Below are 21699 nucleotides of genomic sequence, written 5' to 3'. Positions count from 1 at the left end.
CGTAGGAGTTTTCAGATGTTCAAGCGGCGCACCACTCCAGCACGATCTTGCCGATGTGCGCGCCGCTGTCCATGAATTCATGCGCCTGGCGCACCTGCTCGAACGGGAACACGCGATCGACCACCGGGCGCGGCAGGGTGCCGGCGGCATAGAGCGGCCAGACCTCGCGCTGCAGCTCGGCGACGATGCGCGCCTTGTCCTGCGTGCTGCGAGGTCGCAGCAGCGAACCCGTGAGCACGGCGCGGCGCCGCAGCACGTCCATCCAGTTCAGCGTGGTCGATCCGCCCTGCAGGAAGGCGATCTGCACCAGGCGGCCGTCCATGGCCAGGCAGCGGACGTTGCGTGGCGTGTAGTCGCCGCCCACCATGTCCAGGATCACGTCGACGCCCCGCCCGTCGGTGAGCGCCGCGACGCGGTCTTCGAAGGGCTCCTCGCGGTAGGCGATGGGCTTGGCGCCCCAGCGCGACACCGCCGCCACCTTCCCGGGGCTGCCCACGGTGGCCAGCACCTCATGGCCGCGCGCCACCGCCAGCTGGATCGCGAAGCTGCCGATGCCGCTGGCGCCGCCGTGCACCAGCAGCCGCTCGCCCGGCGCGAGCCGGCCATGGCCCCAGACGTTGCTCCACACGGTCATGGCGACTTCGGGGACCGCCGCGGCCTCGGCCGCGCGGCAGCCGGCGGGGAACGGCAGGCAGTGCGCCGCCGGCGCGCGGACGTACTCGGCGTACGCGCCGCCGTGCGTGAGCGTGCAGACCCGGTCGCCTTCGCGCAGCGACTGCACGCCCGGGCCGACGGCGGCCACGGTGCCGGCGGCTTCCAGCCCCAGCAGCGGGCTGGCGTCGGGTGGCGGCGGGTACTTGCCGGCGCGCTGCGCCAGGTCGGCGTGGTTCATGCCGGCGGCTTCGACCCGGATCAGCACCTCGCCCGGTCCGGCCTCGGGCCGCGGCGCCTCGCCGATCGACAGCACCTCCGGCCCGCCCGGCCGCTCGATCTGCACGCATCGCATCAAGGGTCCGGCCATGTCAGTGCTCCACGATGCTGCGCATCACCCGCGGTGCATGAATGCAGATCCCGCGACCGCGGGCCACCGCGGAACCGGCTTTGCCGGGCCGCCGCTGGCGCCCCTTGAGGGAAGGCGCCGAAGGCGCTTCGAGGTGGTCTTTCATTGCGGGGTATCGACGGCGATGCCGTAGAAGCCGTAGGTGTCGGTGAAGCGATCGCGCTCGAACTGGTTGAGCCACAGGCGCATCAGCCAGCGCTTGCGATCGGGTTCGGGGAAGTCGGTGAAGCCGGTGCGCGAGTGCAGCGTCACATGGTTGTTCAGCCACTGGATGTCGCCCGGACGGAAGTCCATGGACAGGCACAGCTCGGACGACTCGGCGTGGCGGTCGATCGCGGCCAGCAGGCGGTGATGCCCGGGGGTGAGCGGCGGCGCGCCCTCGTACCGCTGGGCCGATTCGATGAAGTTGCGCAGGTACATCATCGACAGCTTGCGGCCGCTCCAGCCGCAGATCGAGGTGACCCAGTACGGGTTGCCGGTGACCGCGTTGCGCTCGCCGCGATGGTCGAACCACAGCGGCTGGTACAGCAGGGGCAGCAGCTCGGGTTCATCCCGCAGCAGCGCGTTGTAGATGCTGGTCGAGCTCACCACCAGGCTGGCGCCGCCGGCCTGCGCGGTGCGCACGCACATCAGGCCCACGATGTCGGCACCATCCACGTGGAAGGGCGCGGCGCGGTTGGTGTGATAGAAGCGCGAGTTCGCGTTGGTCTCGGGGTCGGTGCCGGTGGTGTCCTGCACATGGCCGAACAGCTCGCCGCGTGCGTTCTGCACCACCGGGTCGCCCAGGTGGCGGCCCAGGCCCCAGTAGGCCATGCCGCGCTCGTCGATGGACCACTCGTCGACCGGCAGCCCGCGCCACAGCTCGAAGCCGCGGCCCTCTTCCAGTTCCACCGCCAGCCGGCGGATGCGCTCGTGCAGCGAGCCCAGCGGAAAGTCGTCGGCGGTGATGCACTCCAGCGGCTTGCCGGTGGCCATCGCGGCATCGACGGCGCGCCGGACCTGGTCCACCTCGTCGCGCGAGAGCTGGTAGCGCCAGCTCGGATCGGCTTCCATCTGCGACCGGGTCCAGGCGCTGGGTCCGGTGTAGGCAGTCGTGAGCATGTTCATGAGGTCTCCTTGGTGCGGGCCATCAGCCCGCGGCGAACGTGGCGCGGCCTTTCCCGCGCAGGATGGGCCAGCCGATGGCGGCGAGCACGAACAGGCCGGTGATCAGCTTGAGGTCCGAGGGCGCCAGGCCCAGCGACAGGGCCATCGAACTGATCTGGTAGTAGGCGAACGAGCCCACCACCGCGGCCGACAGCTGGCGCAGCAGCGTCTTCCGGCCCACCAGGGCCTCGCCGATGATCAGCGAGGCCAGGCCGTTGACCAGCATGCCGAAACCCATGCCCACGTCGGCATAGCCCTGGATCTGCGCCAGCAGCGCGCCCGAGGCGGCGGTGATGGCGTTGGCCAGGCCCAGGCCGACGACGATGTAGCGCGTGGAGTGCACGGCCAGCGCGGGCGCAAGCTGCGGGTTGGCGCCCACGCCGCGCAGCGCCAGGCCCACGTCGGTCTGCAGGGCCCACCACAGCACGCCCACCAGGGCCAGCAGCGCCACCGCCAGCAGGCCGATCTGCAGGCCCAGGCTGCCGAGGATGGCGGGATCGAGCCAGTCGAACAGGTTGGGAAGGCCGAACAGCGGCGTGTTGGGCTTGCCCATGATCCTTAGGTTGACGCTCCACAGCATGGTCAGCGTGAGGATGCCGGCCAGCAGCGAGTGCACGCGGAACTTCAGGTGGATCAAGGCGGTGCACATGCCCGCGAGGAAGCCGGCGGCGATGGCCAGCGAGGTGCTGGCGACCGGGTGCATGCCGGCCGTGATCAGCGCCGCCACCGCGCAGCCGCCGAGGGGGAAGGTGCCCTCGGCCGTCATGTCCGGGATGTTGAGGATGCGAAACGGGATCATCACCCCGATGGCGACCAGCGCGTACAGCAGGCCCTGCACCGCGGTGATCGGGATGAGGTTGTAGAAAGTGGTGAGCAGTTCCATGGCGCGGCGGATCAGGCGGTGGCCTGCAGGAGGATTTCGTCGTTGGCCTCGCCGAAGCGGCGAACGATGCCGGGGATGGTCAGGCGCTTCTTCTCCTCGCCGCCGATGTCGAGCTTGACCTTGCCGGCTTCCATCATCAGGAGGCGGTTGCCGAACTCGATGGCATGGCTCATGTTGTGAGTGATCATGAGCGCGGTGAGCTGGTGCTCGGCGACCAGCCGGCGCGTGGCGTCCATCACCAGTTGCGCGGTGCGCGGGTCGAGGGCCGCGGTGTGTTCGTCCAGCAGCAGCACGCGCGGCCGCGTGAGCGTGGCCATCACCAGCGCCAGCACCTGCCGCTGCCCGCCCGAGAGCAGGCCGGCGCTGGCGCCCATGCGGCTTTCCAGGCCCAGGCCGAAGGTGGCCAGCAGCCCGCGGAAACGCTCGCGCCGCTCCCTGTTCAGTGCCATGCGCAGGCCCCGACGGTGCCCGCGCATCGAGGCCAGCGCCAAGTTCTCCTCGATGGTCAGCCCTGGCGCCGTGCCCAGCATCGGATCCTGGAACACACGCGAGATCAGCCCCGCCCGCTGGTGCACCGGCCACGCCGACACGTCCACGCCGTCGATCACCACGCGCCCCACCTGCGGCCGGACCACCCCGGCCAGCACGTTCAGCAGCGTGCTCTTGCCCGCGCCGTTGGTGCCCACCACCACCGTGAAGTCGCCCTCGGGCAACTGCAGGCTCAGGTCGTCCAGCGCCACTCGCTCGTCCGGCGTCCCGGCATAGAAGACCACCCGGATCTCTCGAAGCTCGATCACTCGTTCCTCCAAGTACTGTGATGCCCCCCGAAGCGCATCGGCGCCTCCCCCAGGGGGGCGTCACCAGTGACCCGGCAAAGCCGGTCGGGCGGTGGCTGGCTAGTTCGCAATGCAGTTGCAGTCTTTGAGCGATGCCGGGAGTTGGATTCCCAAGTCCTTCATGCGCACGCCGCTGATCTTCATCTCGTGGTCGGCGGCCGTGGGGATGGCGACAGGAATGTCCGCCGGGCTCTTGCCGCGCAGGATGTCGGCGGCGATCTTGCCTGCCGTGGTGCCCAGGCGGGTGTACTCGACGGTCATGGCGCCCAGGAAGTGGTGTGCGGCGACGTTGGTGAGGTTGGGGCTGAAGGTGGGCAGCTTCATCCGATTGGCCACCGAGGCGATGGCGGGTGCCGCGGGGATCAGCAGGCTGGAGGCGGGGACCATCAGCGCGTCGACGCGCCCCTGGAAGGACTGCACGCGGGCGGGAATGTCGTTGGCGTTGTCCACGCCCACCTTCACCAGCTCCACCTGGTGCTTGTTGGCCGCGGCTTCCATGGCGCGCAGGAAGCCCAGGTCGGAGTCGTCGCCGGGGTTGTAGATGAAGCCCAGGCGCTTGACCTGCGGCATCAGCTGCTTGATGAAGGTCACCGTGGCATCCATGCTGGGGATGTTGGAGCCGCCGGTCATCAGCGTGTCGCCCTTGTCGGCCGAGGGCACCAGCTTGGCGCCGACCGGGTCGGTCACCGAGCCGAACACGATGGGGAACTTGCGGTTGGCCAGCGCCTGCTTGGCGGTCTGCGTCAGCGGCGTGGTGATGGTCAGCATCAGGTCGGGATTGCCCGCCGCCAGCTTGTTCAGCAGCTGCGGCGCCAGCGAGCGGTCGAAATTCACATGGCCCTCGTCGTAGGTGGGCTTGAAGCCCTGGCGCGAGAGCTCGGCCTTGAAGCCGTCGATCAGCTGGTGCAGCGTGGGGTGGGGGCCGAACAGGGCGATGGCGATCTTGGGCATCTGCGTCTGCGCGGGCTGTTGCGCCACGGCCAGGCTGCTGGCGGCGGCCAGGACCAGGCCGAGGGTGGCGGTGCCGAGCCGCTTGAAGGCATGTTTCATCGTCGGTACTCCTAGGGTTGCGAGGCGTTGAAGTGAAGGGATCACGGCATCCGGAAGATCCTGCCTCGGTTGAGGCGGACCTGCGGGTCGAGCGCCTGCTTCACGCGGCGCATCAGGCTCAGTTCGGCCGGCGGGCACTGCTGCTCGAAGGCCTCTCGCTTTGCAAGACCGATGCCATGCTCCGCGGAGATCGATCCGCCGTGCGCGGCGACCAGGGCGTACACCGCGTGGTCGACCGCGTGTGCAAGCGGGGCCGGGCAGGTCATGAGCAGGTGCAGGTTGCCATCCCCCAGGTGCCCGTAGACCAGGGGCCGCAGGTCCGCATGCACGCCGGCGATCGCCTCGGTGATGCGAGGCAGCGCCTGCTGCAGCGCGGCGCTGGGAATGCTGATGTCGAAGGAGAGGAAAGGCTGCAGTGAGCGGGCCACTTCGCCGGCCGACTCGCGCACGCGCCAGAGCGCGAGGGCCTCGGCCTGCGACTGCGCCACCACCACGTGCGGCGTGTCCAGCGATTCGCCGAGTTCGCCCAGCGCGTCGAGCACGCGCGACTGCTCGCGGTCGGTGTCGCGGTCGAAGGACGACAGCTCCAGCAGCACCTGGAAGGCGCACGCGCCCTGGAACGGGTCGCGGCCGATGCCCAGTGTCTGCGTCACGTGCTGCACGTAGGCCTGCCACATCACCTCGAACGAGGTGAGCGTGGGGCCGAACAGCGCCCGGCAGGTCACCAGCGCCTGCAGCACCTGCGGCAGCGTCTGCAGGCCGATCGCCACCGTGGTGCGCGCGCGTGGCAGCGGCTGCAGCCGCAGCACCGCGCGGGTGACCACGCCCAGCGTGCCCTCGCTGCCGATGAACAGCTGCTTGAGGTCGTAGCCGGCGTTGTCCTTGACCACGCGCGACAGGCGCGAGACCACGCTGCCATCGGCCAGCACCACCTCCAGGCCCAGCACGCTGGCGCGGGTCATGCCGTACTGCAGCACGCGGTTGCCGCCGGCGTTGGTGGCGATGGTGCCGCCGATCTGGCAGCTGCCGCGGCTGCCCAGGTCCACCGGATAGAACAGGCCCTGCTGCTCGGCCGCTTCCTGCACGGCCTGCAGGGTGGCGCCGGCCTGCACGGTCATGGTGCCGCTGTAGACGTCGCAGTCCTCGATGCGCTGCAGCAGCTCGACGGACAGCACCACCTCGCCGACCTCGGGCGCCCCACCGCCGACCAGGCCACTCATGCCACCCTGGACGGCCACCCGGATGCCCGCCCCGGCCAAGGCGCGCATCAGGGGCGGCACGGCTTCCGGCGACCGGGGCCGCAGCACCGGGGCCGGGCTGCCCCACTCGCCGGACCAGTCGCTGGTGTAGCGCGGGCCGGCTTCGGTGCTGGGGATGAACGAGATATCGTCGGACAAACCCGCCAACAAGGCCCTCAAGCGTTGGTCCAGCGCCTGGGCGGCCGGAGCGGTGAATGTGTCGGACAAGATCACGGATTTGGTAGGACGAGGCGGCAGGCGAGAGCCATCCTGTCAGGCAAACTGCACCCTGTCAACGAGGAAAACGATAGCCGGTGGGTGGCTGCTGGCGTTTGTTTCACCATCGAATCGTCGGACAAATTCTTGGCCGCCACGCCCGCCGGCGCTACACTGCCCCCCGCCATGTCACCGTCGCAGGACTTCGTCGTTCCCTTCGCACCCGCCAAGGACGCGCCGCGTCCCAGTGGCAGCGTGTCCGATTACGTGCTCCACGAGATCGCCCGGCGCATCGTCGACGGCATCTACCGGCCCGGGCAGCGCATCGTCGAGGCCGACGTCACGCGCGACCTGGGCGTCAGCCGCAGCTCCGTCCGCGAGGCGTTCCGGCGGCTGGAGAACAACCGCTTCATCCGCATCGAGCCCAATCGCGGCGCCACCGTGGCCGCTCCGCAGCGGGCCGACATCGTGGCGCAGTTCCGCATCCGCGAGGTGATCGCCGGGCTGGGCGCCCGCATGGCCGCCGAGCGGATCGACCTGCCCGGCCACCGCGAGCTCGCGCGCGGGCTGCTGCAAGACATCGACGCGCAGCTGAAGGCCGGCACGCCCGAGCGGCACCGCACGGAGAACGGTCGCTTCCACCGCACCATCAACGACATGTCCGGCATCCCCGAGGTGGGCGAACTGCTGGACCAATTTAATTTCCCGATCCTGCACACCATCTACTTCCGCGACCTGGCGGTCGAGGCCTGGCGCGAGAACCTGTCCGACCACCTGGACATCGGGCGGGCCGTGCTGCACGGCGACCCGGTGGCGGCCGAGCACTTCGCGCGCCGCCACATGCACCGCTCGGTCGACATCGCCATCGAGATCGCGGAGCGCCTGATGAAGGAAGAACAGGCCACCCGCTTCGGCTGAACCCACACGCACGCGAGACCGCATGACCATCCCCACCGACCACCGCCTCGCCGACTTCACCCCGGGCTCCTACCGCTACATCGAAGGGGGCTTCCAGTACTCGGCGGCGGTGCAGGCCCTGCCCGGTTTCGCCATCGAGCGCGTGCGTCTCGAGCGGCCGCTGCCGCTGGAGCAGGGCTTCGCCGCGATCGAGGACTACCTGCGCGCACGCGGCCGGCCGCTGACGGCGCTGTGCGCCTGCGAGCTGCGGTCGCCGCAGGCCATGAGCGAGGCCGAGTTCGTGGCCTTCAACCGCCGTTACGTCCGCACCCTGGCCGACTGGGGCCTGCTCCGTGACGAGCGCAACCCGGTGGCGCGCTGCAATCTCGTGCCGGTGGTCGACCAGCCCGCGCAGGCCGTGCTTTACGCGTTCAGCCACACGGTGCAGGCACCGGCACCGGCACCGGCACCGGCGCGGGTGCGCGACTTCGTCGTCTCCGGCGCGGCCGAGTGCCCCGACCGGCCCAACTACCGCGAGCACATCGTGCGCCTGGGCGAGACCACTCCGGACGCCCTGGCCGAGAAGCTGCATTTCGCGATGGACGACCTGGGCTCGCGTTTGGCCACGCTGGGCCTGCAGTGGTCCGACGTGATGGAGATGCGCCTGTACACGGCGCATGCGCTGGACACGCTGTGGTCCGAGCTGGCGGCACGCGGCGGGCTCGCCGGCGGGGTGGGCAGCCACCATGTGCGCCCGCCCATCCTGGACCTGGAGATCGAGGTGGACGCGCGGCGGACGAGCTGCGAGCGGCTGCTGGCGGGCTGACCGCTGGCCGCCGGCCGTTCGCCTTGGCTGCCGTGTCGAAGGCTCAGCCCGACCGTTGTTCGTGGGGCTCGTCGGTTGAGCCGAAGCCGATAGGCGGTTCACCCGCCAGCGGTAGCCGCACCGTGGCATCCAGCCCCGCGACGCCCCCGTCGTACACCCGGTTCTCCAGGGCGATGCTGCCGCCGAGCGCCCGCGCGATCTCGCGGCAGATCGTCAAACCCAGCCCGGAGCCCGACCGCGGATCGCCCGCCGAAAAGGGTTGGAACAGCCGCTCCTGCAGGCCGGGCGCGAGGCCGCGCCCGCTGTCGCTCACCGTGAACGTGGCCCACTGACCATCGCTGGCCAGCCGCACCCACAAGCCGCCATGCGGCGGCGTGTGGCGGATCGCGTTGTGCAGCAGGTTGCGCGACAGCTCGCTGAGCATCCAGGCATGCGCCCGCACCGGCGCGGGCTCGGTGTGGATCTCGAAGTCGATGTCCTTGTCGGCCAGAAGCGGCGAGAGCTCCAGCGCGATCTGCCTCAGCACCTCTGCGAAGTCGTGCACCTGCGCGTCGGCCTGCTGCTTCAGTTGTTCGACCTTGGCCAGCGACAGCATCTGGTTGGCCAGCCCGGTGGCGCGGTCCACCGTGGCCTCGATTTCGGCCAGTGCCAGGCGAGGCTCCATGTCGCCGCGCCGGGCCGACTGCGCCTGTGTCTTGAGCACGGCCAGCGGAGTGCGCAGCTGGTGCGCCGCGTCTCGCACGAAGCGCTGCTGGTGTTCCAGCAGCCCGTGCAGCCTCGCCATGACGCTGTTGGCGGCCTCCAGCAGCGGCTGCAACTCGCGCGGCGCGCCGGTGGCCGCGAGCGGGCTCAGGTCGCCTTCCTGGCGCGCCTGCAGCTGCTGCGACAGCTCGCGCACCGGTCGCGTGGCCCGTTGCACCACGGCGGCCACGACGGCGGCGACGATGGCCAGCAGCAGGGCCTGGCGCCAGAGGGTGTCCAGCAGGATGCGGCGCGCCAGGTCCTCGCGCAGCTCGAGCGTCTCGGCCACCTGCACCACGGCCATGCCGCGGCCGGTGGCGCTGGCCACCGGCTGCAGCAGCACCGCCACCCGCACCGGATTTCCCCGGTAGCGGTCGTCGTAGAAATCGACCAGGGCCGCATAGGGCGGGCGCATGGGCAACTCGCCACGCCAGAACGGCAGCTGGGCGTAACCGGACACCATCTCGCCGCGCTGGTCGGAGACGCGATAGATCATCTGGCTTCGGTTGTCGGCCTCGAACGCCTCCAGCGCCGAATAGGGCACCCGCGAGCGCAGCACCGCCCCCTCGTCGAAGCCGTCCACCTCCAGCTGCTCGCCGATCACCTTGGCCGACGCCAGCAGCGTGCGGTCGTAGGCGACGTTGGCCGCCGCCAGGGCGCGTTGGTACAGCATGGCGCCGTTGAGGCTCAGGAGCACCGCGAGCGGCAGCAGGATGCCGGCCAGCAGCTGACTGCGAAGCGATAGGGAGCGCCAGACCGTCCGCACGCTACCCGGCCTTGAGCAAATAGCCGAGGCCGCGCAGCGTCATCAGCGTGACGCCGGTCGGAGCGAGCTTCTTGCGCAGCCGATACACCACCACCTCCACCGCCTCGTAGTGCACCTGCGATTCGCCCGGAAAGACCAGCTCGAACAGGCGTTCCTTGGGCACGGCGTGTCCGGGCCGGCGCATCAGCGCCTGCAGCAGGGCCGCCTCGCGCGGGGTGAGTTCGAGCACGCGGCCGGCATGGTGGAAGGCGCCGCTGGCGGTGTCCCAGCGCAGCCCGCCCAGCTCCACCTGGCCAGGGTCGGCGGATGCAGAGGGCTCGGCGCGGCGGCGCACGAGGGCGCGTAGCCGGGCCTCCAGCTCGTCCAGGTCAAAGGGCTTGGGCAGGTAGTCGTCGGCGCCGGTGTTCAGCCCGATGACGCGGTCGCCCACGGTGCCGCGCGCGGTGAGGAGCAGCACGGGTGTGCCGAAGCCGGCCTGGCGCGCGTGTTCCAGCACCGACAGGCCATCACGGTTGGGCAGGCTGAGGTCCAGCACCACCACGTCGGGCACCAGGCTGCGCCAGTGGTCCAGCGCCAGCGCGCCGTCGCCGCAGGTGCTGACCTGCAGCCCGCGCCGGCTCAAGGCACGCTCGAGCGTGCTGCGCATGGCGGGGTCGTCCTCGACGAGCAGGAGGTGCATGGAGCCGGATTGTCCGGAGCCGCCGGGTGCCAGCCAGCGGGTTCGTGCCTGCGTGTTTTCCCTAGGCGGCGCGACAGCCGAATGACAGCAGCTCACCTCAAGATCGCCCGACGACCACCCTCAGGAGACAACCATGCGTCGCGACACCTTCCTCAAGACCCTGGCCGCGCTGGCCGCCGCGGGCGCCCTGCCCCTGACGGCGCGGGCCGCGCCCAACCTCAAGATGATGATCCCGGCCAACCCCGGCGGCGGCTGGGACACCACGGGCCGTGCGCTCGGCAAGGCGCTGCAAGAGGCCAAGGTGGTCGACAGCGTGAGCTACGACAACAAGGGCGGTGCGGCCGGCGCGCTGGGCCTGGCGCAGTTCGTCAACGCCAGCAAGGGCGATCCGAACGCGCTGATGGTGATGGGCGCGGTCATGCTGGGCGGGCTGATCACCGGCAAGCCGCCGGTGAGCCTGTCGCAGGCCACGCCGATTGCGCGCATGACCAGCGAGTACAACGTGTTCGTGCTGCCGGCCAACTCGCCCTTCAAGTCCATGGCCGACGTGGTGGCGCAGCTCAAGAAGGACCCCGGCAGCGTCAAGTGGGGCGGCGGATCGCGGGGCTCCACCGAGCACATCGCGGCGGCCATGATCGCGCGCGACGTGGGCGTCGATCCGGCCAAGATCAACTACGTGGCCTTCCGCGGCGGCGGCGAGGCGGTGGCCGCCATCCTCGGCGGCAACGTCACCGTGGGCGGCAGCGGCTACAGCGAATTCGCCGAGCACATCAACGCCGGCAAGATGCGCCCGATCGCGGTGACCTCGGCCACGCGCCTGAAGGGCGTGAACGTGCCCACGCTCAAGGAGCAGGGCATCAACGTCGAGATCGGCAACTGGCGCGGCGTGTATGGCGCGCCGGGCATCACCGATGCGCAGCGCAAGCAGCTCACCGACATGGTGCTGGCGGCGCTCAAGACCAGGTCGTGGCAGGAATCGCTCGAGAAGAACAGCTGGACGCCGGCGGTGTTGTCGGGGCCGGCCTTCGACAAGTTCGTCGATGACGAACTCGCCAGCCTGCGGGCCACCATGGTCAAGGCCGGGATGGTTTGACCACCCGAGGACGCCTTCGGCGTCCTCCCCTCAAGGGGCGCCACCAGCGGTCCGGCAAAGCCGGTTCCGCGGTGGCCCTGGATGGGCCTGCCGCGGCGCGGCGGCCCGGGCTGTCGGGTGCGCAGCATCCTGGAGGACTCAAGTGAAATCAGCTGCTTCACATCCGGCGCAGGTGGCCGTGGCCGCCGGCGTGGTGCTGCTGGGCCTGGCCCTCGGCGGCGGCGCCGTGGGCATTCCGTCCGCCGCCGGCTATGGCGGCGTGGGGCCCAACTTCCTGCCCTGGCTGGTGGCGATCGCGCTCACCGGCTGCGGCCTGCTGATGCTGCGCGAGGCGCTCACCGGGGGCTTTCGACAGCTGCCCGAGGACGACGCGCCGCAGCCGGCATGGTGGCCGGGCCTGGTGTGGGTCTCGGCCGGGCTGTTGGCCAATGCCGCCCTGATCACGACGATCGGCTTCATCCTCAGCTGCGGCCTGTGCTACCTGCTGGCGGTGCAGGGCCTGCGCCGCGCCGCGGGCCAGCCCGTCGGGCCGCGCACGCTGGCTGTGGACGCGGTGAGCGGCATCACCATCGCGGCACCGGTGTTCTGGGCCTTCACGCAGTTCCTGGGGATCAACCTTCCTGGGCTGACCTCGACGGGGTGGTTGTGATGACCGAGATCCTGCAAGCCCTGATGGCGGGCTTCGCCACCGCTGCCACGCCGGTGAACCTGCTCTGGGCCCTGGCCGGTTGCGCGCTCGGCACCGCCGTGGGCGTGCTGCCCGGCATCGGGCCGGCCGTGGCCGTGGCGATGCTGCTGCCGATCACGGCCAAGGTGGAGATCACCGCGTCGATGATCTTCTTCGCCGGCATCTACTACGGCGCGATGTACGGTGGATCGACCACCTCGATCCTGCTGAACACCCCGGGTGAGACCGGCACCATGGTCACGGCCATGGAGGGCAACAAGATGGCGCGCAGCGGGCGGGCCGGGGCCGCACTGGCGACCTCGGCGATCGGCTCGTTCGTGGCCGGCACCATCGCCACGGTCGTGGTCACGCTGTTCGCGCCGGCGGTGGCCGAGTTCGCGGTGAAGCTGGGGCCGCCGGAGTACTTCATGTTGATGCTGCTGGCCTTCACCACCGTGAGCGCGGTGCTCGGGCAGAGCACGCTGCGCGGCATGACGGCCCTGCTCATCGGCCTGGCCGTGGGCCTGGTGGGCATGGACCAGATTTCCGGGCAGGCACGCTACACCCTCGGCCAACCCGAGCTGCTGGACGGCATCGAGATCGTGCTGGTCGCGGTGGGCTTGTTCGCCGTGGCCGAGGTGCTGCATGCCGCCATGTACGAAGGCCGACGACCCGCGAGCCGCAATGCGATGAGCCGCGTCACCATGAGCCGAGACGACTGGCGGCGATCGGTGCCCGCCTGGCTGCGTGGCACGGCCATCGGCACGCCCTTCGGCTGCATCCCGGCCGGCGGCACCGAGATCCCCACCTTCCTGAGCTATGCCACCGAGCGCAAGCTGGCCAGGGGCGCTCCGGCCGCCGAGTTCGGCAAGGCCGGCGCCATCGAGGGCGTGGCCGGCCCCGAAGCCGCGAACAACGCGGCGGTGACCGCGGCCCTCATCCCGCTGCTGACGCTGGGCATCCCCACCTCCAACACCACGGCCGTGCTGCTGGGCGCGTTCCAGAACTACGGGATCCAGCCGGGGCCGCAGCTGTTCACCACGGCCGCGGGCTTGGTGTGGGCGCTGATCGCGTCGCTCTATATCGGCAACCTGATGCTGCTGGTGCTGAACCTGCCGATGGTCAAGCTCTGGGTGCAGCTGCTGAAGATTCCCAAGCCGCAGCTGTATGCGGGCATCCTGATCTTCGCCACCGTGGGGGCGTATGGCATGCGGCAGAGCGCGTTCGACCTGTACCTGCTGTGGGGCATCGGCCTGGCCGGCGTGGTGATGCGGCGCTTCGACATTCCCACCGCGCCCGTGGTGGTGGGCATGATCCTCGGCCCGCTGGCCGAGGCGCAGTTGCGCAACGCGATCTCGATCGGGGAGGGCAGCGCGGCGGTGTTCGTGCAGCGGCCGATGTCGGCAGCCCTGCTGGTCCTGGTGCTGGCGGTGCTGCTGCTGCCCCGACTGGTTCGCGCGCTGGCGCGGCGGCGGGTGGCGCTCGCCTGAGCAGCGTCGATCCGGAGCCGCCGTCGGGAGCGCCGGAGGCGGCCGGCCAGGTTCGCCAGGGTCGGTAGCCGGCCTGGCGGGGCCGAGGTGTCGGCATGGATGTGGTGGGCGTCGGCATGGCCTCCTACGGCTGCCCGCCTCCGGCAGGGCTAGATTGCCGACACCGCCCACACCGCCCACACCGCGTCCGCCTCGACGCCGAGGACCGTGCCCATGTCCGAGAGCCCGCCGCGACAGCCGACCGCCGAACCCGGGCCGCCGCCGGTGCAAAGGGACACGGCCAGCGTGCAGCGGGTCGCGGCCAGCCTGGTGGTCGCCGCCATCGTCATCACCGGGCTTTATTTCGGCCGCGAACTGCTGATCCCCCTGGCGATCGCATTCCTGCTGGCCTTCGTGCTCGACCCGCTGGTGTTCCGGCTCAAGCGCCGGGGCGTGCCGCGGGTGATCGCGGTGAGCCTGGTGGTCACCTTGCTGCTGGGCGTGCTCGTGGCGATCGGAGCGCTGCTGACGACGCAGGTCCGTTCCCTGGGCAACGAGCTGCCCCTGTACGAAGCGAACATCCGCGAGAAGCTGCGCGACCTGCAGCGGCGCGCGGCGGCGCCCGGCCCGCTCGAGGGTGCGGCCCGGACCATCGAGTCGGTCAAGAAGGACGTCGAGGCGGTGGCGCCAGCCGCGCCGCCGTCGGGGCCGCCCGTGCAGCGCGTGCAGGTCGAGCCCGCACCGGAGTCGGGCCTGCGCCAGGCCATGGACTGGATCGCGGCCAGCAGCGGCCCGCTGGCCAATGCCGGCATCGCCTTCGTCTTCCTGGTGCTGGTGCTGCTGGACCGGCAGGACCTGCGCGACCGGCTGCTGCGCCTGCTGGGGGGCAACCTGCATCGCACCACCGATGCGATCGACGAGGCCGGTGAGCGCATCACGCGGTATCTCTCGATGCAGCTCGTGGTGAACGCCAGCTATGGCCTGCCCATGGCCTTGGGGTTGTGGCTGATCGGCGTGCCGGGCGCGCTGCTCTGGGGCGTGGTGGCCGCGATGATGCGCTTCGTCCCGTACGTGGGGCCCTTGGTCGCCGCGGTGTTCCCGCTGGCACTGGCGTTCGCCGTCGACCCGGGCTGGAGCCTGTTCATCTGGACCGCGGCCTTGATCGTGCTGCTGGAGCTGGTGAGCAACAACATCGTGGAGCCCTGGTTGTACGGCGCCAGCACCGGCCTGTCGGCCATGTCGCTGATCGCCGCGGCGACCTTCTGGGCGCTGTTGTGGGGACCCGTCGGGCTGCTGCTGTCCACGCCCCTGACCGTGTGTCTGCTGGTCATCGGGCGCCACCTGCCGGGGCTGCAGTTCCTGGACGTGCTGCTCGGCAGCCAGCCTGTCCTGGACGCACCGACCCGCTTCTACCAACGGCTGATCGCGGGCAATGTCGAGGAGTTGCTCGAGATGGCCGAGGAGCGGATCGAGTCCGCGTCGGTGGGCGACTTCTACGATGAGGTGGCCATTCCGGCGCTGCGGCTGGCGAGCCAGCACCATGACACCGCCGCGAGCACCGAGCACCGGCATCGGGTGGTCCAGGGCATGGACCAGGTGATCGACGAGCTGGGCCAGCAGCATCCCGCCGCCGCGGGCGGGCACCGCCTGCAGGTGGTGTGCCTGGGCGGCAAGTGGGAAGTGGACGCCTTGGCCGCCCGCATGCTGGCGCACACCCTGGCCTTGTCGGGGACGGCGGCCCGGCATCTCGAGGTCGACGTGGCCAGTCCGCAGTTCGTGAAGGAGCTGGACTTGCGAGGCGCCTCGATGGTGTGCCTGTCGCACTTCAGCCCGGACCCCCGCGCCCAGGTTCGCTACCTCTGCCGCAGGCTTCGGCGTCGCTGGCCCGACCTGCGGATCGCCCTGGCGCTGTGGAACGTGCCCGCGGACCTCCTGGACGAAGCCGGCCTGCACGCCCTGGGCGCCGACTGCGTGGCCATGTCCATCGAGGAGATGGCCCTGCGGGTGGAGCAGCACCTGGGCACGCGCACGGTCGAAGGCTTCCTCGCAGCCCCGGCCCCGGCTGACGACGCGGCGCGGGTGCGGGCCCTGCGTGGCAGCGACCTCCTGGATGGTCGGCTGCGTCGCGAGTTCGACCGCGCGGCCAAGCGCGCGGCGGACGTCTTCGATGTGCCGATCGCCCTGGTGAACCTGGTCGACGAGCAGTCGCAGCAGGTGTGCGGTACCAGCGGCGGCGGCCTGCGCCACGCGGGTGAACCCCTGACCGATGGCGAGCACGACTTCAACTTGCCGCGCCCGCTGTCGATCTGCGGCCACCTGGTGGCGGACGGCGCGTCGATGGTGGTGGAGGACATCGCCCGCGACCCCCGTTTTGCCGCCAATCCGGCGGTGCTGGAGAAAGGCCTGCGGTTTTACGCCGGTGCCCCGCTGCGCGACCGCGACGGCTTCGTCTACGGCAGCCTGTGCCTGCTGGACACCGAGCCCCGTACGCTTGCCCAGCGGGAGCTGCGGCTGCTCGAAAGCATGGCGGCGGACCTGATGGAGCGGCTGGCGGCGCACGCGCCCGCCGCATCGCCGGGGCTGGTGCGCGATGGCGCCGGGTCGGGCGCAGCGCCCACAGCCACCGTCGGCCAGCCGGTGCCGTGAGGTCCTGGAACGAGGCCCCAGCGGTGTGATGGGCGAGCCGCTGCGTCAGGGCTACGGAATCGTTGGAGTGGCCCGGCGTTTCCCGCTGGTCAGCACGAGCGCGGCCGCGTCCTCCATCGGCGTGCGGCCCGGCGCGCACCCGGCGCTGGCGGCCGGGTTCAGAAGGGGCCGCAGCTGCGGTGCCAGGGTCTTGAGGACCTGCACCGGCAGGGCGCTGGTGAAGCGGTGCGCATCGGCGGCCCGGCCAGGGACATAGGCGGTGACGGTGCCGTAGAAGCGATCGCCCATGAAGAACACGAAGGTCGCGGTGCGGCTGACCGGACGTGAACTCACCAGCGCTCCGCCGCGACCGTGGCTCTCCAGGCGGTTGTCGCCGGTGCCGGTTTTGCCGCCCACCCGGATCGGCGGCCCGTCCGCAGGGTCCAAGGCCCCGTGCACGCGGCGGGCCGTGCCCTCGGCGACCACGCGGGTCATGGCCTGCCGCACCGCAGCGGCCACCGCCGGCGGCAGCACCCGCTCACCCGTCGACGGCCTGGTTTCCAGCACGGCTTCATAAGGTGAGTCGGCGGCGAAGCGCATCGCCTCGACCCTGATCGACGGGAGCCGGACTCCGTCATTGAGCACGATGCCCACCAGCTCGGCCAGGGCCGCCGGTCGATCGCCCGAGCTGCCGAGCGCGGTGGCGTACGAGGGCACCAGGCTGTCGAAGGGAAAGCCCAGGCGTTTCCAGCTGCGATGGATCCGTGCGAAGGCGTCGACCTCGAGCAGGGACTGGATGCGCGTGTCCTGCCCGCGTTTGGCGCGCGAGCGGAACAGCCACTGGTAGACCTCCTGCCGCTCGCTGCGGCTGGCGTCGATCACCTCCTGGAGGCCGGCTTGCGGATGCCGGGCCAGGTAGCCGGCCAGCCACAGCTCCAGCGGGTGGACGCGTGCCAGGTAGGCGCGGTCGGCGAGCGAGAAGCGGTCCGGGCCGTGGCGCTCGAAGAGCGGTTTCAGGGAGGCCTCGGGCACGGCGGAGGCCACCGGCTGTCGCGCCATGAACCCGAGGAAATCCTCGAACGATCCCCCGGGGTTCGCGGATCGGAAGATGACGGCCAGCCGCAGGGGGGTGGGGCGCACCTGCGCGGCAATGCTCTCGAGCACCTGCGACACGTCCTGTCCGCGGTGGCGGGCATGGAACTGGCGCAGGAAGCGGCTGCCCTCCTCGTCGGCGAAGCGGGCCAGCAGCTCGGCGCGCTGCGGATGCGTGGGGTCCTCGAGGATGCGCTCGGCCTCGCCCGGCGTTCGGTAGATGTGGTGATGGACGATGTCGCGCATCAGGCGGACGAACACCAGGTTCACCGAATCCCGGAAGGCATCCGCCACCGACATGACCTTGCCGTTGTCGCTCGCGTTGAAGTTGCCGAAGGTGTGCGCGCCGCTGCCGGTGAAGAAGGTCTCGGCCGGGCTGGCGGAATAGCGCCGCTGCAAGGCTGCCTGCAGCATGGCCGGCAGGCTTTTGTCGGGGGCGCTGGTGAGATGCTCGACAGCCCAGCGCGACAGCCGGTCGCGTCGCGAGACCTGTCGCTCGGCCAGTTGGCGCGGGCTGTCCGCGGCCATCTCGGCGTGCAGGGCGGCGACGATCTCCAGGTAGCTCACCAGCGTGCGCAGCTTGGCGGTGGAGCCCAGCTCGAGCTTGCCGCCGGCATTGAGATCCAGCGGCTGGTCCAGGTTGTCGGTCTGCACCCGCACCCGGTTCACACCCTCGCCCCGTTCGTACAGGGTGAAGGTGTAGAGGATCTCGGCGGCGTCGCCGCCTTCGATCAGGCCGGGGCCGAGCAGGCCGGCGGCGCGTGCGTGAGCCGGATCGCGCAGCTGCCGCAGCGTCTCGGTGACCGCCTTCTGCAGGGGATGGTCGAAGGTGCCCGTCACGTGCAGGTCCAGCCGGTCCAGGTCGTACAGGCGCGGCGTGTCCAGCAAGGAGGCCAGCTCGACGCGCAGGCTGTTGACGGCCTTGCGGTCGCCCACGTGCAGGGCGGTCGGCACGTCGGGCGCGGCCTCCCGCACCTGCAGCGGAGCGCTCAAGGCCGCGTCGCGCAGCGTGGGCCCGACCACGCCGGCATCGGCCAGCACGCGCAGGTAGGCATCGACGACGGAGTTCAACCGGTCCTTGGCCGGTCCGAGATAGAACGACGGCCGGCGCTGCGCGATCAGGAGGGCCAGCACCTGGCGCAAGCCCAGCGCCTGGGCATCTCGCGCGGCCGGATCGGCCGGATTGCCGCGCAGGGCGGCGTCGACGACGGCGGGGTCGGCGCCGAACCAGAGGCGCAGCCCGTCCTGGACACCGATCACCTCGCCGTAGTGGCGCTGGGCTCCGAGGGGCAGGCTGTTGATGTAGTCGAGCACGATGCGCTGGCGCGCCCCCGCGGTCAGCTCCCCATCCAGGTAGGCCCGCAGCGAAGCCGACACCATCTGCCGGCCCTTGTCGAGGATGTGGGCGGTGCGGCCGTCCTCGGAATGGCGGAATTTCTCGAGCTGGGTGGCAAGGGTGCTGCCGCCGGCGCCCTGGTGCGCGGGGTCGTTCGCCTTGACCGCCTGGTCGAGCACCGCCTGGCCCAGGCGCGGCCATTCGACGGCAGGGTTGTGGCGCGGCGCCGTGGCATCGACGATCTCGCGGTTCTCGATGAACGCCAGCACCTGCACCAGCAGCGGCGGGATGGCCTCGAAGGAGGGATAGGCGCGTTGCGGAAAGATCGACTGGAAGATCGGTTCGCGCCGGCAGTCGACGATGCTGAGCCCCGCCTGGGCCTTCTCACGGTACGGGGGGAACAAGCCACGATCGAGGTGCCGCACCAGGTCGGGAGACTGCTTCGCCTGCGCGGTCACGCGGAAGCCGCGCTCGTCGAGGCGTTGGAGCCATTCGGGCAACCGCGTATGGCCCAGGCGCTCATCGTACGGACCGAAGCGCGGATAGCGGGTGTCCGTGCGAGGCCCGGGCTGCACCTCGAAGCGCAGCTCGCGCGCCCAGGCCGAGAAGTAGCGCGCCTGCAGGGTGGAGGTGTGGATCTCCCAGGCGACGGCGGCGCCCGCCAGGAGCAGCACGAGGACCAGCAGAAGCTGCAAGACCCTGAGCGGACCCAGCCGAAACCGTTTCATCGAACTCCCCCGCGGCGCGCGCCCCGCCAATGCAATCAGCGCATCGAAGAATAGGCAGAGCCAACGCAGCTTCGCAATGGGTGTTCGTGCCGGGGTTGACTCCCATCAAGCTTTGGCGCTTGCGCGCAACGCTGGGCGTGGCGTCACGGCGCTAAGAGCGCCTCAGGCGCCCAGCGCATAAGCACGGCGCGCCTGCACGGCCGCGTCCAGGACCAGGTCGCGGCAGGCGGCCAGCACCGGGTCTTGCGGAGCTGCGGCGTCGAAGACCAGCATCACCGCAGTCCCGGGCAGCGTGGGCGTGACACGGACCCGCCGGATCCGCCCGGCCCGCTCGTGCATGCGGGCGATGGAGTCCGGGATGATGGCCAGCAGTTCGGTGTCGGCGACCAGGGCCACGCTCGCCTCGAACGAGCGGGTCTCCAGCACCGGTTGCAGCGGCGTCAGGCCCGTGTGTTGCCAGAAGCGGTCCAGCAGGGCCCGGGTGGTGGTGCCCGAGGCCGGCAGCACCCAGGCCTGCTCACCCAGGGAAGACAAGGCCAGCGTGCGGCGGCGCGCCAGCGGATGGTGCGCGCTGCAAATCACCGTGGGCGCCTCGTCGTACAGCCGCAGGGCCTGCAGCGCGCCGCCGATGCCCGCCGCGCCCGCCACGTGGCGCACCACGGCCATGTCCACGGCGCCGCGCTCCAGCGCGCTCAGCAGTGCGGGTGAGCCGTCCTCGACCAGCTGCAGGCGCAGCGGCCCGAGCCGCGGCAGCAGGAAGGGCATGAGCGTGTGAATGGCGCGCGGAATGCAGCCGAAGCGGATCGAGCCGCCGTGGCCCGAGGCGATCTCATCCATGCGCAGCAGTCCTCCGAGGGTGGCGCGGGCCTGCGCGAGCAGCGCCTCTGCGCGGCGCGTCGGCGTGCTGCCGCCAGCTCCGCGCTCGAAGATGCGCATGCCGAGGGCGCGCTCGATCTCGGCCAGCAGGCGCGAGACCGCCGGCTGGGCCATGCCCAGCTGCTGCGCGGCCTTGTGCATGGAACCCGCGTCCTCGATGGCCACGAGCACCTGGAGGTGCCGTCTCTGGAATTGCATGGTGATGCTGCGTTGTTATCTCCGAATGCCATTTTCATATCGTTTACGTTATCTCCCGCACGGGCTAGAGTGCATTGGCCGCAGCAAGCGGCGCAGTGGAGACAAGAGCCTTGTTGAAGATCGAGAAAGTCGAATGCCTGCCGGTGCACCCGGGCTGGCGGAAGAACTTCGTGTTCGTGCGCATCCAGACCTCCGATGGCATCGTGGGCTGGGGCGAGGCCTACAGCCAGTACGACCGGGACGGCGCCGTCGCGGCCCAGGTCGAGTCGCTGGGCCAGTATCTGGTGGGGCGTGACGCGCGCCACATCCGCCACTTCCTGCAGATCGCCTACGACGATTACGCGCAGCGCCGCTCGTCGCTGGAGTTCTGGTGCGCGGTGTCGGGCCTGGAGATGGCGCTGTGGGACATCGCGGGCAAGTCCGCCGGTCGCCCCGTGTACGACCTGCTGGGCGGCGCCTGCCGCCAGCGCATCCGGGTCTATGCCAACGGCTGGGGCTACAAGCTGGCCACGCCTTCGGACTTCGCCAAGGCGGCCGAGGACGTGGTGCGACAGGGCTTCGACGCCATGAAGTTCGACCCGCTGCCGCGCCCCTGGCGCACCCACATCCCCAAGGAGCACATCCGCCATGCCGTGCAGGTGGTGAAGGCCGTGCGCGACGCCGTCGGCCCGGACGTGGACCTGCTGCTGGACATCCACCGCCGGCTCGCGCCGACGCACGCCATCGAGCTGTCCAGGCGCCTGGAGGACCTGGGCATCTACTGGTTCGAGGAGCCCTGTCCCTCGGAGAACCTGGAGGCCCTGGCCGAGGTGCGTGCCGCCACGCGCATCCCGGTGGTGGCCGGCGAGGCCTTGTACGGGCGCGCCGACTTCCGTCGCCTGCTGCGCCAGCGATGCGTGGACATCATCAATCCCGACGTGTCCAACTGCGGTGGCATCCTGGAGATGACGCTGATCGCCGCGGCGGCCGAGTCGGAGCTGGTCGCGGTTTCGCCGCACAACTACAACTCCACCACGCTGGCGCTGTCGGCGACGGTGCAGGCAGCGGCCTGCATGCCCAACTTCACCATCACCGAGTACTTCATGCCCTACGAGTCGTTCGCGCCGCAGGTGGCCTCGAACGCGCTCAAGCCGGTCAAGGGCTACATCGATTTGCCCACCGGCCCCGGCCTGGGCATCGACATCCTCGAGGAGGGCGTGCGCGCCCACCGGGGCAAGGCCTACACGCCGCGCAGGTTCCGCACCGCCGAGGACGCGCCCATCCCCAACGAGTAAGCA

At 70.6% G+C, this 21699-nt stretch carries 17 protein-coding genes; 7 read left to right on the top strand and 10 right to left on the bottom strand.

Translation table 11 applies throughout. The features are described from left to right. Positions 1-19: 19 nt before the first annotated feature. From JI739_RS12095 to JI739_RS12070, 6 genes are all read right to left on the bottom strand, one after another. Complete coding sequence (locus JI739_RS12095) at positions 20-1021, bottom strand: NAD(P)H-quinone oxidoreductase (protein WP_354003719.1); 1002 nt, start codon at positions 1019-1021, stop codon at positions 20-22. 141 nt (positions 1022-1162) lie between these two features. After that, positions 1163-2167: a TauD/TfdA family dioxygenase gene (locus tag JI739_RS12090; protein WP_201684172.1), complete on the bottom strand. Its 1005-nt coding sequence runs from the start codon at positions 2165-2167 to the stop codon at positions 1163-1165. A 22-nt stretch (positions 2168-2189) separates the two neighbouring features. Next, on the bottom strand, positions 2190-3089 hold the full coding sequence (locus tag JI739_RS12085; RefSeq protein ID WP_201684171.1) for an ABC transporter permease: 900 nt from the start codon (positions 3087-3089) through the stop codon (positions 2190-2192). An 11-nt stretch (positions 3090-3100) separates the two neighbouring features. Beyond that, complete coding sequence (locus JI739_RS12080) at positions 3101-3886, bottom strand: ABC transporter ATP-binding protein (RefSeq protein WP_201684170.1); 786 nt, start codon at positions 3884-3886, stop codon at positions 3101-3103. A gap of 99 nt (positions 3887-3985) precedes the next feature. Continuing rightward, a complete protein-coding gene (locus tag JI739_RS12075) occupies positions 3986-4975 on the bottom strand; it encodes an ABC transporter substrate-binding protein (protein WP_201684169.1) in 990 nt (329 codons plus the stop codon). A 41-nt stretch (positions 4976-5016) separates the two neighbouring features. Continuing rightward, positions 5017-6441 (bottom strand): FAD-binding oxidoreductase, encoded by a 1425-nt coding sequence (locus tag JI739_RS12070; RefSeq protein WP_201684168.1) that lies wholly within the window; start codon positions 6439-6441, stop codon positions 5017-5019. A gap of 174 nt (positions 6442-6615) precedes the next feature. On the opposite strand from JI739_RS12070, the gene JI739_RS12065 reads away from it, so the two are divergent. Together JI739_RS12065 and cnbZ are read left to right on the top strand one after the other, a co-directional pair. After that, entirely contained in the window at positions 6616-7347 is a 732-nt protein-coding gene (locus JI739_RS12065) for a GntR family transcriptional regulator (protein WP_201684167.1), read from the top strand. Positions 7348-7369: 22 nt separating this feature from the next. Beyond that, positions 7370-8152, top strand: coding sequence for a 2-amino-5-chloromuconate deaminase CnbZ (gene cnbZ / locus JI739_RS12060; protein ID WP_201684166.1), 783 nt, complete (start codon positions 7370-7372; stop codon positions 8150-8152). 43 nt (positions 8153-8195) lie between these two features. On the opposite strand, the gene JI739_RS12055 is transcribed toward cnbZ, so the two are convergent. Together JI739_RS12055 and JI739_RS12050 are read right to left on the bottom strand one after the other, a co-directional pair. Next, positions 8196-9659 (bottom strand): sensor histidine kinase, encoded by a 1464-nt coding sequence (locus tag JI739_RS12055; RefSeq protein WP_201684165.1) that lies wholly within the window; start codon positions 9657-9659, stop codon positions 8196-8198. A 1-nt stretch (position 9660) separates the two neighbouring features. After that, on the bottom strand, positions 9661-10338 hold the full coding sequence (locus JI739_RS12050; protein WP_201684164.1) for a response regulator transcription factor: 678 nt from the start codon (positions 10336-10338) through the stop codon (positions 9661-9663). Between the two features lie 133 nt (positions 10339-10471). Here JI739_RS12050 and JI739_RS12045 point away from each other — a divergent pair, with 133 nt between their 5' ends. From JI739_RS12045 to JI739_RS12030, 4 genes are all read left to right on the top strand, one after another. Beyond that, on the top strand, positions 10472-11431 hold the full coding sequence (locus JI739_RS12045; RefSeq protein ID WP_201684163.1) for a Bug family tripartite tricarboxylate transporter substrate binding protein: 960 nt from the start codon (positions 10472-10474) through the stop codon (positions 11429-11431). A 142-nt stretch (positions 11432-11573) separates the two neighbouring features. Next, positions 11574-12080: a tripartite tricarboxylate transporter TctB family protein gene (locus tag JI739_RS24445; protein WP_354003718.1), complete on the top strand. Its 507-nt coding sequence runs from the start codon at positions 11574-11576 to the stop codon at positions 12078-12080. Continuing rightward, entirely contained in the window at positions 12080-13588 is a 1509-nt protein-coding gene (locus tag JI739_RS12035; protein WP_201684161.1) for a tripartite tricarboxylate transporter permease, read from the top strand. Before JI739_RS24445 ends, JI739_RS12035 begins: the two co-directional genes overlap by 1 nt. A gap of 213 nt (positions 13589-13801) precedes the next feature. After that, entirely contained in the window at positions 13802-16213 is a 2412-nt protein-coding gene (locus JI739_RS12030) for an AI-2E family transporter (RefSeq protein WP_201684160.1), read from the top strand. Positions 16214-16264: 51 nt separating this feature from the next. Here the strand turns inward: JI739_RS12030 and JI739_RS12025 are convergent, their stop codons facing one another. Together JI739_RS12025 and JI739_RS12020 are read right to left on the bottom strand one after the other, a co-directional pair. After that, positions 16265-19348 (bottom strand): transglycosylase domain-containing protein, encoded by a 3084-nt coding sequence (locus JI739_RS12025; protein WP_201684159.1) that lies wholly within the window; start codon positions 19346-19348, stop codon positions 16265-16267. Positions 19349-19510: 162 nt separating this feature from the next. Next, on the bottom strand, positions 19511-20422 hold the full coding sequence (locus JI739_RS12020) for a LysR family transcriptional regulator (RefSeq protein ID WP_201684158.1): 912 nt from the start codon (positions 20420-20422) through the stop codon (positions 19511-19513). Between the two features lie 113 nt (positions 20423-20535). Here JI739_RS12020 and JI739_RS12015 point away from each other — a divergent pair, with 113 nt between their 5' ends. Continuing rightward, a complete protein-coding gene (locus tag JI739_RS12015; protein ID WP_201684157.1) occupies positions 20536-21696 on the top strand; it encodes a mandelate racemase/muconate lactonizing enzyme family protein in 1161 nt (386 codons plus the stop codon). Positions 21697-21699 lie beyond the last annotated feature (3 nt).

The organism is Ramlibacter aurantiacus, assembly GCF_016722895.1.
GTDB lineage: Bacteria > Pseudomonadota > Gammaproteobacteria > Burkholderiales > Burkholderiaceae_C > Ramlibacter > Ramlibacter aurantiacus.
Note: the sequence above shows the minus strand (reverse complement) of the source record. Positions and strands in the feature narration are given on the sequence as shown.

Excerpts from the sequence above, each read along its gene's own strand:
- JI739_RS12035 (WP_201684161.1), top strand. The coding sequence starts at position 12,080 with ATGACCGAGATCCTGCAAGCCCTGATGGCGGGCTTCGCCACCGCTGCC.
- JI739_RS12050 (WP_201684164.1), bottom strand. The coding sequence starts at position 10,338 with ATGCACCTCCTGCTCGTCGAGGACGACCCCGCCATGCGCAGCACGCTC.
- JI739_RS12045 (WP_201684163.1), top strand. The coding sequence starts at position 10,472 with ATGCGTCGCGACACCTTCCTCAAGACCCTGGCCGCGCTGGCCGCCGCG.
- JI739_RS12075 (WP_201684169.1), bottom strand. The coding sequence starts at position 4,975 with ATGAAACATGCCTTCAAGCGGCTCGGCACCGCCACCCTCGGCCTGGTC.
- JI739_RS12030 (WP_201684160.1), top strand. The coding sequence starts at position 13,802 with ATGTCCGAGAGCCCGCCGCGACAGCCGACCGCCGAACCCGGGCCGCCG.
- cnbZ (WP_201684166.1), top strand. The coding sequence starts at position 7,370 with ATGACCATCCCCACCGACCACCGCCTCGCCGACTTCACCCCGGGCTCC.
- JI739_RS12090 (WP_201684172.1), bottom strand. The coding sequence starts at position 2,167 with ATGAACATGCTCACGACTGCCTACACCGGACCCAGCGCCTGGACCCGG.
- JI739_RS12025 (WP_201684159.1), bottom strand. The coding sequence starts at position 19,348 with ATGAAACGGTTTCGGCTGGGTCCGCTCAGGGTCTTGCAGCTTCTGCTG.
- JI739_RS12020 (WP_201684158.1), bottom strand. The coding sequence starts at position 20,422 with ATGCAATTCCAGAGACGGCACCTCCAGGTGCTCGTGGCCATCGAGGAC.
- JI739_RS12085 (WP_201684171.1), bottom strand. The coding sequence starts at position 3,089 with ATGGAACTGCTCACCACTTTCTACAACCTCATCCCGATCACCGCGGTG.
- JI739_RS12095 (WP_354003719.1), bottom strand. The coding sequence starts at position 1,021 with ATGGCCGGACCCTTGATGCGATGCGTGCAGATCGAGCGGCCGGGCGGG.
- JI739_RS12065 (WP_201684167.1), top strand. The coding sequence starts at position 6,616 with ATGTCACCGTCGCAGGACTTCGTCGTTCCCTTCGCACCCGCCAAGGAC.